The 15268-nt window shown below is 38.4% G+C and carries 14 protein-coding genes, 5 tRNA genes and 2 riboswitches; all 19 genes read left to right on the top strand.

What is annotated here, in order from left to right; all coding sequences use genetic code 11:
• Nucleotides 1–32: 32 nt before the first annotated feature.
• Nucleotides 33–117: transfer RNA gene (locus J7Q84_RS03925), tRNA-Tyr, on the top strand.
• Between the two features lie 5 nt (nt 118–122).
• Nucleotides 123–196, top strand: a tRNA-Trp gene (locus tag J7Q84_RS03920).
• Between the two features lie 4 nt (nt 197–200).
• Nucleotides 201–277: transfer RNA gene (locus J7Q84_RS03915), tRNA-Ile, on the top strand.
• A 33-nt stretch (nt 278–310) separates the two neighbouring features.
• A tRNA-Asn gene (locus tag J7Q84_RS03910) sits at nt 311–385 on the top strand.
• A gap of 4 nt (nt 386–389) precedes the next feature.
• Nucleotides 390–461 (top strand) — tRNA-Glu (locus J7Q84_RS03905).
• Nucleotides 462–628: 167 nt separating this feature from the next.
• Entirely contained in the window at nt 629–2083 is a 1455-nt protein-coding gene (locus tag J7Q84_RS03900) for an alanine/glycine:cation symporter family protein (protein WP_209093060.1), read from the top strand.
• Nucleotides 2084–2426: 343 nt separating this feature from the next.
• Nucleotides 2427–4085, top strand: coding sequence for a M4 family metallopeptidase (locus J7Q84_RS03895; RefSeq protein WP_209093059.1), 1659 nt, complete (start codon nt 2427–2429; stop codon nt 4083–4085).
• A 127-nt stretch (nt 4086–4212) separates the two neighbouring features.
• The gene (locus J7Q84_RS03890; RefSeq protein ID WP_209093058.1) at nt 4213–6600 is read left to right on the top strand and encodes a penicillin acylase family protein; all 2388 of its coding nucleotides are present in this window, start codon (nt 4213–4215) and stop codon (nt 6598–6600) included.
• 54 nt (nt 6601–6654) lie between these two features.
• Nucleotides 6655–7074, top strand: a complete 420-nt coding sequence (locus tag J7Q84_RS03885) for a CBS domain-containing protein (protein ID WP_209093057.1) — start codon at nt 6655–6657, stop codon at nt 7072–7074.
• A gap of 73 nt (nt 7075–7147) precedes the next feature.
• Nucleotides 7148–7256: riboswitch (TPP riboswitch) on the top strand.
• A 58-nt stretch (nt 7257–7314) separates the two neighbouring features.
• Nucleotides 7315–7415, top strand: a riboswitch (TPP riboswitch).
• 81 nt (nt 7416–7496) lie between these two features.
• The gene (gene tenA / locus J7Q84_RS03880) at nt 7497–8189 is read left to right on the top strand and encodes a thiaminase II (RefSeq protein ID WP_209093056.1); all 693 of its coding nucleotides are present in this window, start codon (nt 7497–7499) and stop codon (nt 8187–8189) included.
• Nucleotides 8158–8925, top strand: a complete 768-nt coding sequence (locus J7Q84_RS03875) for an ABC transporter ATP-binding protein (RefSeq protein ID WP_209093127.1) — start codon at nt 8158–8160, stop codon at nt 8923–8925. Before tenA ends, J7Q84_RS03875 begins: the two co-directional genes overlap by 32 nt.
• Entirely contained in the window at nt 8922–9674 is a 753-nt protein-coding gene (locus J7Q84_RS03870; RefSeq protein ID WP_209093055.1) for an ABC transporter permease, read from the top strand. The genes J7Q84_RS03875 and J7Q84_RS03870 overlap by 4 nt, the downstream gene beginning before the upstream one ends.
• Nucleotides 9671–10669: an ABC transporter substrate-binding protein gene (locus J7Q84_RS03865; protein ID WP_209093054.1), complete on the top strand. Its 999-nt coding sequence runs from the start codon at nt 9671–9673 to the stop codon at nt 10667–10669. Before J7Q84_RS03870 ends, J7Q84_RS03865 begins: the two co-directional genes overlap by 4 nt.
• A 9-nt stretch (nt 10670–10678) precedes the next feature.
• Nucleotides 10679–11308, top strand: a complete 630-nt coding sequence (tenI, locus tag J7Q84_RS03860) for a thiazole tautomerase TenI (RefSeq protein WP_209093053.1) — start codon at nt 10679–10681, stop codon at nt 11306–11308.
• Nucleotides 11292–12422, top strand: coding sequence for a glycine oxidase ThiO (gene thiO, locus J7Q84_RS03855; RefSeq protein WP_209093052.1), 1131 nt, complete (start codon nt 11292–11294; stop codon nt 12420–12422). Before tenI ends, thiO begins: the two co-directional genes overlap by 17 nt.
• Entirely contained in the window at nt 12406–12609 is a 204-nt protein-coding gene (gene thiS / locus J7Q84_RS03850; RefSeq protein ID WP_209093051.1) for a sulfur carrier protein ThiS, read from the top strand. Before thiO ends, thiS begins: the two co-directional genes overlap by 17 nt.
• On the top strand, nt 12606–13382 hold the full coding sequence (locus J7Q84_RS03845) for a thiazole synthase (RefSeq protein ID WP_280635551.1): 777 nt from the start codon (nt 12606–12608) through the stop codon (nt 13380–13382). The genes thiS and J7Q84_RS03845 overlap by 4 nt, the downstream gene beginning before the upstream one ends.
• The gene (locus J7Q84_RS03840; protein WP_209093049.1) at nt 13375–14394 is read left to right on the top strand and encodes a thiazole biosynthesis adenylyltransferase ThiF; all 1020 of its coding nucleotides are present in this window, start codon (nt 13375–13377) and stop codon (nt 14392–14394) included. The genes J7Q84_RS03845 and J7Q84_RS03840 overlap by 8 nt, the downstream gene beginning before the upstream one ends.
• 14 nt (nt 14395–14408) lie before the next feature.
• Complete coding sequence (thiD, locus tag J7Q84_RS03835; protein ID WP_209093048.1) at nt 14409–15224, top strand: bifunctional hydroxymethylpyrimidine kinase/phosphomethylpyrimidine kinase; 816 nt, start codon at nt 14409–14411, stop codon at nt 15222–15224.
• The last annotated feature ends 44 nt before the right edge of the window (nt 15225–15268 follow it).

Raw genomic sequence — 15268 nt, 5'->3', positions numbered from 1 at the left:
GGGGTTCAAGTCCTCTAGTCGGCACCATATTTGGAGGGGTAGCGAAGTGGCTAAACGCGGCGGACTGTAAATCCGCTCCCTATGGGTTCGGCGGTTCGAATCCGTCCCCCTCCACCATTTATAGGGGCATAGTTTAATGGTAGAACAGAGGTCTCCAAAACCTCCAATGTGGGTTCGATTCCTACTGCCCCTGCCAATATGGGCCTATAGCTCAGCTGGTTAGAGCGCACGCCTGATAAGCGTGAGGTCGATGGTTCGAGTCCATTTAGGCCCACCATATAATTTATATCACTATAATACTTATTGTTATTCCGCAGTAGCTCAGTGGTAGAGCATTCGGCTGTTAACCGAACGGTCGTAGGTTCGAGTCCTACCTGCGGAGCCATTGAGGCCCGTTGGTCAAGCGGTTAAGACACCGCCCTTTCACGGCGGTAACACGGGTTCGAATCCCGTACGGGTCATACAAAACATCGAAACGTTTTTGTTTCGGTGTTTTTTTATGTGTTCGGGTACTTCTCTCTTTTAATATAAATAAGATAATATATTAAATTTAAAAAATATTGTAAAAATAAAGAAAATATTTTAAAATTTAAATTATCTAAAAATAAAGAAAAATGGAGGGGTATTTTTGAATCAAATTGTCGGTTTTTTAAATGATATTATATGGAGCCAAGCATTAATTTATTTATGTTTGGGAGCGGGCTTGTATTTCTCATTTCGTACTCGCTTTCTTCAGGTTAGGCATATTAAAGAAATGATTAAAATGCTGAGGGATAATAAGGGTTCTGAGGTGGGAGTATCTTCCTTCCAAGCATTGGCTCTTTCACTTTCAGGTAGGGTTGGAACAGGAAATATAGCTGGAGTAGCTACTGCCATTGCATTTGGCGGTCCAGGAGCAGTATTTTGGATGTGGACAATTGCTTTCTTGGGAGCAGGTTCTGCGTATGTAGAATCTACTTTGGCTCAAATTTATAAAGTAAAGCAAGATGGAGAATTTCGAGGAGGGCCTGCCTACTATATTGAAAAAGGCTTAAAGATGAAATGGTACGGGGTTTTATTTGCTATTGCGACTGTAATTGGAATGGGGATGCTGATGCCAGGTGTACAAGCTAACAGTATTTCTGCAGGATTGCAGAACGCCTTTGGTATAAGTCCTATCATTTCAGGGCTTATATTAGTAATTATATTGGGATTGATTATTTTCGGAGGTATCAAAAGAATTGTGAAGGTAGCCGAAGTAGTTGTTCCTTTTATGGCTATTGGATATATACTTGTAGCCTGTGCAATCATAATCCTTAATATTACGGAGCTTCCAAATGTATTAGCTTTAATATTTAAAAGTGCTTTTGCACTAAATGCCGCATTTGGAGGAATTATAGGCATGGCGGTTACATGGGGCGTTAAAAGGGGAATTTATTCTAATGAAGCTGGACAAGGGACGGGGCCTCATGCTGCAGCAGCTGCCGAAGTAACGCATCCTGTAAAACAAGGTCTAGTTCAAGCTTTCTCAGTATATATTGATACATTATTCATTTGTTCAGCCACAGCATTTATGATTTTGATTACAGGCATGTATAATGTGAAAGCTCCAAGTGGTAGATACATAATTAATAATTTAGGAGACTTAGAGCCAGGTCCAATTTATACTCAAAAAGCAGTAGAGTCAGTATTCCCTTCATTTGGAAGTGCGTTCGTAGCTATTGCATTATTGTTTTTTGCTTTCACAACTATAATGGCGTACTACTATATTGCAGAAACCAATATAGCTTATCTAAATCGTAAGGTAAACCGACCATGGTTAGCGCATTCTTTAAAGGTGTTTTTGTTAGGGTCTGTGTTCTATTGTTCTATCAAAACAGCAGCGCTCGCCTGGGGATTAGGAGATGTCGGTGTAGGTGTGATGGCATGGTTGAATGTAATTGCCATTCTTTTATTGCAAAAGCCTGCCATAATTGCGTTAAAGGATTATGAGAAGCAGAAGGCAGAAGGGAAAGATCCAATATTTGATCCGCAAAAGCTAGGTATTCAAGATGCTGATTTTTGGGAAACGGAATATCAAAAAAGAGAGAAAGAAGTATCTTAAGAATAAGAAAAGGAAGGTTACAGTAACCTTCCTTTTCTTATTCCCATTATTTCAATCGGTGAAAACAATACGAAAAAAGGTAATATTTTTGACGAAATTTAACATTATCTCTTTTGTATATACATGAATATACAGCTGAAGCAGAGAGGAAAAGTACAACATACCATAAAATCATGAAGAAGGTTGCATATATTTTAAATGCATAATAGTTTTATGTGTCAAATTATAAGTAAATATATCGAAATTAGAAGTAAATCCTTTCTTTTCAAATAATTTCCATGTGTGATATATTTCTCTTAAGAATTTTCAGAAAATTCTAATTGTATTAAAGGGAGGAATTACATTGAAGAAGAAAGGTTTAGCTTTAGTATTATCTATGGGGTTGACTGTTAGTGCATTTACGGCCGTACCAAGCGGTGCATTTGCTGCTTCTAAAAATGTTTTATCTACCAAAAAATATAATGAGGTAATTGGATCTCCTGAATTTGTATCTGGAGCACTAACAAAGCCGTCTTCTAAAAGTGCAGAAGCTATCGTATTTGGTTATTTTAATCAAAACAAAAAGGAGTATAATCTCGGAGATAGGAGTGCAGAGCAATCATTCACAGTTAAGTCTAAAGTGAAAGATACATTTGGCTCTACAGTTGTTCGCTTACAGCAAGTATTTAATGGGTTTCCAGTATGGGGTTCTACACAAGTCGCACATGTTGATGCAGATGGTATACTTACTGTTGTATCCGGAACTGTATCCCCAGGTTTAGATAAAAAGGACAAGCTTAACTTTTTAAAGAAAATCACAGAAAAGCAGGCTATTGCTAAAGCTGAGAAAGATTTAGGTTATAAGCCGCAATATGAAAAAGAGCCAACAGCAAAGGTTCATGTGTATACATATGGGGATGAAGCAACGTATGCTTATGTAGTAAACTTAAATTTCTTATCTCCAGAGCCAGGTAATTATTATTACTTTATTGAAGCAGAAACCGGAAAAGTACTAAATAAGTTCAACAGTATTGATACTGCAAATTCTGCAGCTAAACCTGCTAAACCAGTTACTGGAACAAATAAAGTAGGTACAGGAACTGGGGTACTCGGTGATACAAAGTCTATTAATACAACTCTCTCTGGATCTTATTACTATCTACAAGATAACACGCGTGGCAATGGGGTTTATACTTACGACGCAAAAAATCGTTCTCGTTTGCCTGGCTCTTTATGGACTGATACTGATAATGTGTTTAATGCAAGCTACGACGGTGCTGCAGTAGATGCTCATTATTATGCTGGGAAAACGTATGATTATTATAAAAATACGTTTGGCAGAAATTCGTACGATGATAAAGGAGCACAATTAAAATCAACGGTTCACTATAATAGAAATTATAATAACGCATTTTGGAATGGTTCGCAAATGGTATATGGCGATGGTGATGGTGTTACCTTCCGTTCATTATCAGGCGGAATCGATGTAGTCGGACATGAACTGACACATGCTGTAACTGAATATACCTCCGGTTTAATTTATCAAAATGAATCGGGTGCACTAAACGAAGCTATCTCTGATATTTTTGGTACTATTATAGAATTCTATGATAATCGTAATCCTGACTATGAAATAGGTGAAGATGTTTATACACCTGCAAAAGCAGGAGATGCACTTCGTTCCATGAGTGATCCTGCCAAATATGGTGATCCAGACCACTATTCCAAACGATATACAGGTACACAAGATAATGGAGGTGTTCATACTAACAGCGGTATTATTAATAAGCAAGCATACTTGCTTGCAGTTGGAGGAACTTTCTACGGTGTGACAGTTCCAGGAATTGGATTAAATAAGGTGGCAGCTATTTATTATGTTGCTAATAATGAGTTTTTAACACAATCCTCCACATTTAGTCAAGCGCGTGCTGCGCTTGTACAAGCAGCCGCTAAGTTGTACGGTGCTGCTTCTGCTGAAGTAAATGCAGTAAACAAATCCTTTGATGCAGTTGGAGTCAACTAATTAAAAGGAACCAGTCTGGTTTCCAGACTGGTTCTTTTTATGTAGAAAAATATTTGTATTTTCCTACGTGATTCTACATTTTTTTTATTTTATCCCCTCTACTATGAAAAGAAAAGGAGTTGAATATATGGAAGAGGTAGTAGTCCGAAGAAGGCAAAGACAAAAGGGATTTGTTCGCGTAATTTATATTGGAATTGCACTGATTGTACTTCTTACCAGTATTGGCTTTATAGGTGGAACCTTATTTTTAAAAAGGAGTTTACCAAAAATAAATGGAACAGTTTCTGTAAAAGGATTAGAACATACGGTACTTGTTACAAGAGATAATGAGGGAGTACCTCATATTCAAGCAGATAGTTTACACGATTTATATATGGCACAGGGATATGTACAAGCACAAGATCGATTATTTCAAATGGATTTAAGCAGACGGCAGGCTTCCGGTCAATTAAGTGAGGTAATTGGTGAAGCAACAATAGAAAGAGACAAATTTTTCCGTACATTCGGGCTGCGCCGTGCAGCCGAGGTTTCTTATGAAAATTATTCAAAAGAAGCAAAGCAAATGTTGGAATGGTTTGCTCAAGGGGTTAATACCTATATGCAAGAAGCAATAAAAAATAACAAGTTGCCTGTAGAGTTTACTATACTTGGCTATAAGCCAACAGAATGGACTCCTATTGACTCTCTTACTATTGGAAAGTATATGGCGTTTGATCTTGGTGGGCATTGGGAAGGACAGGCATTTCGTTATCACCTTCTGCAAACGCTTCCGCGAGAAAAAGCACTGGATTTATTCCCTTCTTATCCACAAGGTGGTCCTGCAATTATAGAATCTATTGTAAAATCAGATATTAATATTGAACAGAGTTTTGCATCCGCAGTAATACCGCCAGAGTTTAATGGCAGCAATAACTGGGTTGTAAGCGGAAGTAAAACAAAATCCGGAAAACCGATTCTAGCAGATGATCCACACCTTTCGTTAGCAACTCCCGCCATTTGGTATCAGATGCATTTAAATGGCCCCGGTGTTAACGTAAGCGGTGTTATTTTTGCAGGGATACCGGGAATTATATTAGGACATACCGATCATATAGCATGGGGGGTAACGAATGTAGGGCCAGATGTACAGGATTTGTATATTGAAAAACGGAATCCTAACGATTCCACCTCATTTTTATATAAAGACAGCTGGGAAAAAGCAAAAGTCATTCCGCAGAAAATAAAAGTAAAAGGGAAGGATGATATAGATTACAAAGTTGTCATTACTCGACATGGTCCTGTTATTTCGGAATTTGCTCAGGATAAACAACAGGATACAGTCCTTGCTTTAAAGTGGACAGCCTTAGAGCCGTCGACAGAGCTGGAAGCTGTTATGAGAATGAATAAAGCAAAGGATTGGGAAAGCTTTAAAGAAGCGTTAACATTCTTCCATACACCAGCACAAAACTTTGTATTTGCATCCAAAGATGGTACTATTGCTTATCGAGCTAATGGAAAAATACCGATTCGAGAAAAAGGTGATAGCCTCGTGCCTGTACCGGGCTGGACAGGAGAGTACGAATGGACGGGATATATCCCATGGGATGATCTTCCAACAATTGTAAATCCGGTAGAAGGATTTATTGCAACGGCAAATAATAAAGTGGTGAATGACGATTATCCATACCATATAAGTAATGAATGGGCACAGCCGTATCGAGCTATGCGAATTAACGAAGTACTGAAGCAGAAGAATAATATTACAGTGCAGGATATGGAGAAACTGCAGATGGATCAATATGATTTACAGGCAAAAGAGTTTGTTCCAATATTTTTATCATATATTGATGAAAATAAGTTATCAGATATAGAGAAGCAAGGCTTAACACTTTTAAAAGAATGGAAGTATAAAGATGATCGAGATTTAGGAGCACCGCTTGTATTCCAGCTATGGAAAGATGAAATCAGTAAGGTGTTGTTCGATAAGGACATTTCACAGGATATGGATAAGCTGTTTGAAGGAAAGGGTCAAATTGTAGATCAGCTTATAAGGCATGCTCATGAAAATAATCCAGGACCATGGATAAAAGAAAATGGCGGTCTTGAAAATGTGCTGAATAAATCATACAAAAATACAATAAAACGAATTCAAGAAATGCAAGGAAGTAATGTACAAGAATGGAAATGGGGATCGTATCATCGTATCACTTTTTCGCATCCATTATCTAGCGTAAGTGTGTTAAAATATTTGTTCAATTCGGAAACACCGATACCGGTTGGGGGAAGTCGGGTAACAGTACAAGCGGCCGGATGGAATCCAAAAACAGGCCTCGTAAACCATGGGGCATCATGGCGATTTGTTATTGATTTAGAAGATATTACAAAAGGGAATCATATTGTTGCTCCAGGGCAATCCGGACATGTGGCAAGTGATTGGTATCATAACCAATTTAAAGATTGGGTGAAGGGTACATATCATACGACGTATCTTTATAACGAAGAGGGGCAAACTCTCCAATTACTTCCTTTACAATAAAAAAAATGAAATATGAAAAATTGGTCAAACTATTATTGGAAAGGAGGGCTAATAATGGCAACTGTAAGAGAAATTATGAGTACAGACATTTTTTGCTGTACGCCTTTGGATAATGCTTATGAAGCAGCACTTATGATGAAGCAGCAAGATGTAGGTGTGATTCCTGTAGTAGAGAATGGTCATGTGGTTGGTCTTGTGACAGACCGCGATTTAGTGATTCGTGGAATTGCTGAAAAGCATCCGGGGTCAAGTAAAATCACAGATCTGATGTCCACAGAGGTTATTTGTGTATCACCAAATGATCCGGTGGAGAAGGCGACAGAATTGATGGCAACACATCAAATTCGCCGCTTGCCAGTAGTAGAAAACGGACAGCTTGTTGGCATGTTATCGCTTGGTGACATAGCAGTGGAAGACCAAGTTGATGAACAAGCAGGAATAGCATTAAGTGAAATTTCGGAAGACTACGATTGAAAAAGAGGCAGCTAATGAAAAATAAAAGGATTGATAATTCAAAAGACGAGTGCTATACTTAACACGAAAATGAAACAGTTGCTAGGGGAGCTGGTGTGACCAGCTGAGAGTAAGGCTGACAGTCTTTGACCCTGAAACCTGATCTAGATAATTCTAGCGTAGGGAAGCGAAATGGATAATATGAGTGTATATTATGCCCAATTTCCCTATCCGGAAATTGGGCTTTTTGTGTAATTAAATATTTTTCACTAGGGGTGCTGTAAGCTGAGAGGGATGTAAGATCCTAACCCTTATGACCTGATCTAGGTAATGCTAGCGAAGGGAAGTGATGAAGCAAGGATATTTACTATCAGTATGTTTGCTTGTTGCCGCTTCCAAAACTTGGGGGCGGTTTTTTATATAGTTTTAAAGGGGGAATCCACATGAAATTTTGTGAGGAATTATTTGAAAAAGTACAACCAATTTGGGAGAGGAGTCATAACCATCCGTTTGTAGTTGGAATTGGAAAGGGTACGTTAGAGGTTGATAAGTTTCGGTTTTATATCGTACAAGATTATTTATATCTTTTAGATTATGCAAAAGTATATGCAATCGGTGTAGTAAAAGCCTATGACCTGAAGGTGATGAGTAAATTCGCCATGCTGTTAGATTCAATTTTAAACGGAGAAATGAATTTACATCGCCGGTATGCAAAACGTCTTGGTATTACAATCGAGGAATTAGAAGGGGCAAAGCCGTCTGCTATAAATTTGGCGTATACGAATTACATGATGTCTGTTTCTCAACATGGAACATTAGCCGAATTAATTGCTTCCTTACTTCCGTGTATGTGGAGTTATTGGGAAATTGGAAAACGATTAAATGAAAAGCCAGGGGCGAATACACATGAATTTTATGGAGAATGGATCTGGGGATATAGTTCAAAGGAATATGGTCAGCTTTGTGTATGGTTGATTGATTTATTAAACGCACTGGCAGAGGGAAAGTCGAAAAATGAACTTGCAAGGTTAGAAGAAATTTTCTTAAATATGAGCCGTTTTGAATATCTATTTTGGGATATGGCATATCGTAAGGAGATGTGGGATTTTGAACGAGAGTATACTATGCTTTCATAATGTAACATTCTCTTATCCTAGAGAGGAAAAAGCAATTATTCAAAATTTAAGTTTCTCTATGAAAAAAGGAGAATTTGTAAGTATTGTAGGACCAAGCGGATGCGGAAAAAGCACGTTATTTCGTCTCATTACTGGATTAGAGAAAGCTTTAGCAGGGGAGATTATGGTGCAAGGAGCAGAAGCAGGAAGAAAAGAAAATAAAGTAGGATATATGCCACAGCACGATTTACTTTTGCCATGGCGTACTGCACTGAAGAATGCAGCATTACCCTTAGAGTGTCAAGGGAGGAAAAAAAGAGAAGCATATGCAGAGGCAATGAATTTAATACAAGCATTTGGACTAGGGGGATATGAACATAAATATCCAAAAGATTTGTCTGGAGGAATGAAGCAGCGTGTTTCATTTTTGCGTGCTATTTTGACCGGAGCCGATGTTCTTCTTCTAGATGAACCTTTCAGTGCCCTTGATGCTATTACAAAAGTAAATATGCAAGAATGGCTATATGAGCAATGGAAGAAATGGAAAAAAACAATTTTGTTTATTACTCATGACGTGGAGGAAGCTATTTATCTATCTGATCGTATTTTAGTAGTGACTGAAAAGCCCATTACAACAATCCAAGAAATTCATGTTCCACTTGGAGACGAACGTATTCGAAATCAGCTGTACGATAAACAATTACAGCTGTTAAAAGGAGAATTGATAGAACAACTGAAAGGAAAAGTAGCCATATGAAACGTGTTACATATCATATCCCTTCGCTATTGATTAGCCTGGCACTCCTTATTGCGTGGGAAGTTGCAGCACGGAGTATTAATGAAATGTATATTCTCCCTTCTCCGAGTGTGATTGCTATTAAAATATGGGAACTGCGCGAAGTATTAGTTGCTGTTCATCTACCAGCTACAGTACATATCATAGCTATTGGATTAGTTATTTCTATTATTTTTGGAATAGGTTTGGCTATAGCAATGAGTATATATCCTTTCGTTGAGCGAGCGTGCTATCCGCTTCTTGTTGCTTCTCAAACGATCCCTATCACAGCATTAGCACCATTGTTTGTGCTTTGGTTTGGATATTCTATTTGGAGCAAAGTAGTCGTCACCGTTCTTATTACCTTTTTCCCTATAGTGGTAAATACGTACGATGGATTTCGCTCTACAAAAAAGGAATGGGAGGAATTGCTCTTTACATATGGGGCAAGTAAAAGAACCATCTTTTTAAAATTAGCGATTCCCGCAGCGATGCCGTATTTTTTTTCGGCTTTAAAAGTGGCAATACCACTAAGTGTAATTGGGGCAGCGATAGGTGAGTGGCTCGGGGCACAGGCTGGGCTCGGGTATTTTAGTAAACGAATGATGACACAGCTAGACGGGGCGGGTGTATTTGCACCCATTGTACTTTTGTCTCTATTAGCTATTTTATGTGTCGCGGTTGTTTCATTGTTAGAACGGAAACTTATTAGTTGGAGGAAGCAGTTATGAAGAATATTAAATATGTATTACTTTTAACCATCGTACTATTTGTCTTTGCAGGCTGTTCAAGTGAAACGAGTAAGGAACAATTAAAACAAAAAGAAGTTACTGTGATGCTCGATTGGTATCCGAATGCCGTTCACAGTTTCATTTATGCAGCGATAGAAAATGGCTATTTTAAAGCAGAAGGGATTAAAGTCAACATAAAGTTTCCTTCTAATCCTACCGATCCTCTGACATTAACGGCTGCGGGAAAGACCACAGTAGGTTTGTACTATCAGCCTGATGTTATTATCGCTCGGGCTAACGAAGGTATTCCAATCAAATCTATAGGTGCAGTTGTACGTTCGCCGTTGAATCATATTGTTTCTTTACAAGAAGCGGGAATCCATTCACCGAAAGATTTAACAGGAAAAACAGTAGGTTACTCCGGAACACTGCTGAGTGAAGAATATTTAAAAACTATGATGAAAGAAGATGGGGGAAACCCAGATAAAGTAAAGCTTGTGGATGTAGGATTTGATTTAGTAGCCTCATTAATTACGAAAAAAGTAGACGCAGTAACAGGAGCTTATATTAATCATGAAATACCAGTATTAAGAGAAAAAGGATATAATCCTGCTTATTTTAGCCCAGCAGATTACGGTGTCCCTAATTATTATGAGCTTGTTTTTGTAGCGAGTGATAAAACAATACAAAAAGACAAGGAAACGTTGCAAGCCTTTTTACGAGGTGCGAAAAAAGGCTATGAATATATGAAAAATAACCCGGAAAAAGCATTAAATATATTGCTGGCACATCAAGAAAAGGAGAATTTTCCGTTGATTCCTGAAGTAGAAAAGCAAAGCTTGGCTATTTTATTAGAAAAAATGGAGACGAAAGACGAGCGGTTTTTATCACAGACGAGTCGATCTTGGGAAGAACAAAGCAAGTGGTTGAAAGAAAAAGGAATGACAAAGAAGATTGTTTCTGCAGATGAGTTGTTTGAAACACTTGTAAAGTAGGGATGAAAAGTGAATGGAGAATTTCATGTTATATCGAATGGGACATTATCATTTCATGAAATAGCTGTAATAGCGAAAAGCATTCATACATGTGTTGACTTTATCCATATTCGTGAAAAGCATAAAAGCACAAAGGAGTTATATGAAGGAATCATCTTGTTACTTACCAACGGTGTCCCTTCTGAAAAACTGATTATAAATGATCGTCTCGATATTGCTTTATTAACAGGAGTTTCACGGATACAGCTGGGCTATATAAGTGCAGACGTGCAGGTGGTAAAAGAAAAATTTCCACATATGCATATCGGGTGTTCTGTCCATTCATACGCAGAAGCTGTGTGTGCAGAACAGAAAGGTGCAGACTCGGTTATGTACGGGCATATTTTTAAAACTAAATCAAAGCAAGGGATTCCTCCAAGAGGGGGACAAGAAATTGAAAAGATAGTAAACTCTCTGTCTATTCCAATAATTGCGGTTGGAGGAATTACTCCAGAAAATACAGAGGAGGTTCTTCAAACAGGCGTAGGAGGTATTGCGGTAATGTCTGGTATTTTCACTTCGTGTAACGCGTTACATACAGCAGAGGAATACAGAAAAGTATTACAAAAGCAGGTGAGGAAGCATGGACAAATACTATGATGTCATAATCATTGGCGGCGGAGTGATTGGGGGAGCTGTTGCTTATTATCTTTCAAAGCGAGGCTATAAAATACTAATAGTAGAAAAGAGTGCAGTTGCTTCAGAAGCTTCAAAAGCCGCTGCTGGATTACTCGGTGTACAAGCGGAGTGGAAAGAATATGATCCTTTATTTGAATTGGCACGCCAAAGTCGTTCTCTATTTCCAGAATTGGCTGAAGAGTTAAGGGAGATAACGGGAATTGATATTGGTTATGAGGAAAAAGGAATTTATAAGATTGCTCAATCCGAAGAGGAAGTGGGAGAATTGCTGCAGTCTATGCGATGGCAGCAAGAAACTGGAGAAGAAGCTTATTTTTTAAACATAGAAATGTTAAAAGAAAAAGAGCCATATTTGGCTTCCTCTCTTGCAGGTGCGGTTTATTATCCAAAAGATGGACATGTGATTGCGCCTTCTTTATCGAAAGCATTTCTTCATTCTGCCGGTCATTGCGGTGCAGACATTGTGGAACATACGGCTGTTCAAGATATCATAATTGAAAAAGGTAGAGTGAAAGGAGTCAGAACAGAAGCTGGTTCTATTTTCACTGAAAAAGTTATTATCACTGCAGGAGCCTGGAGTACTTTGTTTTTACAATTGTTTCAAAAGGAATGGGGCACATTCCCTGTTAAAGGAGAAATGTTATCTGTAACAAGTCATGTACCGTTACTTGCAGCCCCAGTATTCCAGGAAGGGTTTTATATCGTGCCAAAACGAGAGAACCGTTATTTGATTGGGGCTACTGTTATACCAAAAGTATACGATAAAGCTGTAGAAGCGCAAAACATTGTTAGCTTATTAGAAAGAGCGAAGAGTATTCTGCCTGCAATTGGAGAGGTAAAGTGGGAAGCAGTCTGGGCGGGGCTGCGGCCTCAATCTAATCATGGTATGCCGTATATGGGAAAGCATCATGAGATAGTAGGCTTATATGCTTGTACAGGACATTATCGGAATGGTATTTTACTTAGTCCGATATCAGGCAAGTTTATGACTGATCTTATTGAAGGAAAAAGGGAAAATAAATTAATTCATTCCTTGTTTAACAGCGGAGGCGGTATAAGTGCATTTACAAATTAACGGTAAACTCATAGATGTTCCAAAAACAGTTACTACGATAGAAACTTTACTGAAGCATTTAGAGCTGCAGAATAAAATTGTAGTGGTGGAAAAGAACAAAATGATTTTAGAAAAACAGGATCATAGTAATACCACGGTATTTGAAGGAGATCAAATTGAAATTGTGACATTTGTAGGAGGCGGTTGAGGATGTTAAAGATAGGTTCATTTTCATTTCAATCCAGGTTGTTACTCGGAACAGGAAAATTTAGTGATTTTGACATACAAAAGAAAGCGATAGAAGTATCAGAGGCAGAGATTTTAACATTTGCAGTGCGACGTATGGATATTTTTGAGAAGAGTCAACCAAATTTATTAGAAAAGATTGATGTAAAAAACTATACATTGCTCCCTAATACGGCAGGTGCCAGTACAGCAGAAGAAGCAGTTCGTATTGCTAGGCTAGCGAAAGCATCAGGTCTGTGTGATATGGTTAAGGTTGAAGTTATTGGTGATATGAAAACGCTGCTTCCAGACCCGTTGGAAACGTTAAAAGCATGTGAAGAGCTACTACAAGAAGGATTTACTGTATTGCCTTATACATCTGATGATGTGTTACTAGCAAAACGGTTGCAGGAACTTGGTGTTCACGCCATCATGCCGGGAGCATCTCCAATCGGTTCGGGACTCGGTATTGTAAATCCATTAAATTTGAGCTTTATTATTGAACAAGCAACGGTTCCTGTTATTGTGGATGCAGGCATTGGAAGTCCATCTGATGCGACATTAGCAATGGAAATGGGAGTAGATGGCGTGCTATTAAATACAGCAGTTTCCGGAGCGAACGACCCTGTGAAAATGGCAGAAGCTATGAAGCTATCCATTCAAGCGGGTCGCTTAGGATTCGAAGCAGGGCGTATACCCCGTAAGCGTTATGCGACGGCAAGCAGCCCCTTGCAAGGGATGAGTGTAATTGAATAATCGATACTCACGTCAAATTTTGTTTACACCTATAGGAGAAAGCGGGCAAACGAATATAGGAAAGAAACATGTGTTGATTATAGGGGCAGGCGCATTAGGAAGTATGAATGCAGAAATGCTCGTTCGTGCAGGAATTGGCAAATTAACTATTATTGATCGAGATTATGTTGATTGGAGTAATTTGCAGCGTCAGCAATTGTATACAGAGCAAGATGTAATAGAACATATGCCGAAAGCTATTGCAGCCAAACAGAGATTAGAATTAATCAATAAGAAAATAGTAATTGACGTTTATGCAGAAGACGCTTCTATAACACTATTGAAACGCTTGGCAGATGAGACAGATCTAATAGTAGATGCTACAGATAACTTTGAAACACGATTTATTATTAATGATATAGCTCAAAAATATAGCATTCCTTGGATTTATGGTGCTTGTATAGGAAGCTACGGGTTATGCTACACAATTCTTCCTGGTGAAACAGCATGTCTTTCTTGTTTAGTAGAAAGAATTCCTGTTGGAGGGGCTACTTGTGATACAGCAGGAATTCTTTCTCCTGCTGTGTCCATGGTTGTTTCCTATCAAGTAAGTGAAGCTCTAAAGCTTTTATCTGAAAATAGAGATGCTCTTCGTCGCGAACTTGTATCTTTTGACATATGGAAAAATGAGTATAGTTCTTTGAATGTACAAGGCTTTAAAAAAACGGATTGTCTATCCTGCGGATTAGAAGCAATATATCCATATTTACAAGAAGAAAATATATCGAAAACAGCAATCTTATGCGGCAGAGATACAGTCCAAATTCGTCCTTCGTACAAGAGAGTTGTTAATTTGCAAGAGCAAGCAAGGGTACTGCATGGATATGTGAAAGATTTGGTGTACAATCCATATTTGTTATCCTTTCAAACAGGAGAGAATAGAATCGTATTATTTAAGGATGGTCGTGTATTAGTTCACGGTACAAAAAATATAACGGAAGCAAAAACATTGTATCACCGTTATTTTGGATAAAGGATGTGAAAGTTATGAAAGTTAATAGGGCATTGACGATTGCCGGATCTGACAGTGGAGGCGGTGCAGGGATTCAAGCAGACTTAAAAACCTTTCAAGAATTAAAAGTGTATGGCATGACCGTAATTACAGCTATTACCGCTCAAAATACATTAGGCGTACAAGGGGTATATCCTGTTCCTGTAGAAGGTATACAGGAACAGCTTCAATCGATTGCCGATGACTTAAAACCGAATGCGGTTAAGCTTGGCATGTTGTTCAGCAGTGAAATTATTTCATTAGTAGCTGAGCAATTATCTGAATATAAATGGAAAAATATTGTGCTTGATCCTGTTATGATTGCAAAAGGTGGAGCAGCTTTATTGCAGAAAGAAGCTGTTACAGCGTTACAAGAAAAATTGCTGCCGCTTGCTACGGTTATTACGCCCAATATACCGGAAGCAGAAGTGATTACAGGGATGCAGATTGTCACTATAGAAGATAGTAAGGAGGCAGCTAAACAGCTGCATACCTGGGGAGCACAATATGTTGTTATGAAAGGTGGACATGCAACGTATCAGGGAGAAGAGGTAGTAGATCTTTTATTTGACGGAGAGACATTTTTAGAATTTAAAAGTCCGCGTATTAATTCTATACAAACGCATGGGAGCGGTTGTACGTTTGCAGCTGCCATTACTGCAGAATTGGCAAAGGGTTACACCATTTATCAAGCCGTAGAAGAAGCAAAAAGTTTTATTACAAAAGCAATCGAACATGAATTGAATATTGGAAGCGGGCATGGGCCAACAAACCATTTCGCATATCAGTTAGCAAAAATGCAATCTGTATAGTCCCTTTATAAAATAGATTAAGGAAGTTCAGATACAAAAGGAAG

This window comes from Bacillus sp. 165 (genome assembly GCF_017742235.1).
In the GTDB taxonomy this organism is placed as follows: domain Bacteria; phylum Bacillota; class Bacilli; order Bacillales; family Bacillaceae_G; genus JAGHKQ01.
Note: the sequence above shows the minus strand (reverse complement) of the source record. Positions and strands in the feature narration are given on the sequence as shown.

Coding starts and splice junctions, on each gene's coding strand:
- J7Q84_RS03890 (WP_209093058.1), top strand. CDS start 4,213: ATGGAAGAGGTAGTAGTCCGAAGAAGGCAAAGACAAAAGGGATTTGTT.
- J7Q84_RS03870 (WP_209093055.1), top strand. CDS start 8,922: ATGAAACGTGTTACATATCATATCCCTTCGCTATTGATTAGCCTGGCA.
- thiO (WP_209093052.1), top strand. CDS start 11,292: ATGGACAAATACTATGATGTCATAATCATTGGCGGCGGAGTGATTGGG.
- J7Q84_RS03885 (WP_209093057.1), top strand. CDS start 6,655: ATGGCAACTGTAAGAGAAATTATGAGTACAGACATTTTTTGCTGTACG.
- thiD (WP_209093048.1), top strand. CDS start 14,409: ATGAAAGTTAATAGGGCATTGACGATTGCCGGATCTGACAGTGGAGGC.
- tenA (WP_209093056.1), top strand. CDS start 7,497: ATGAAATTTTGTGAGGAATTATTTGAAAAAGTACAACCAATTTGGGAG.
- J7Q84_RS03865 (WP_209093054.1), top strand. CDS start 9,671: ATGAAGAATATTAAATATGTATTACTTTTAACCATCGTACTATTTGTC.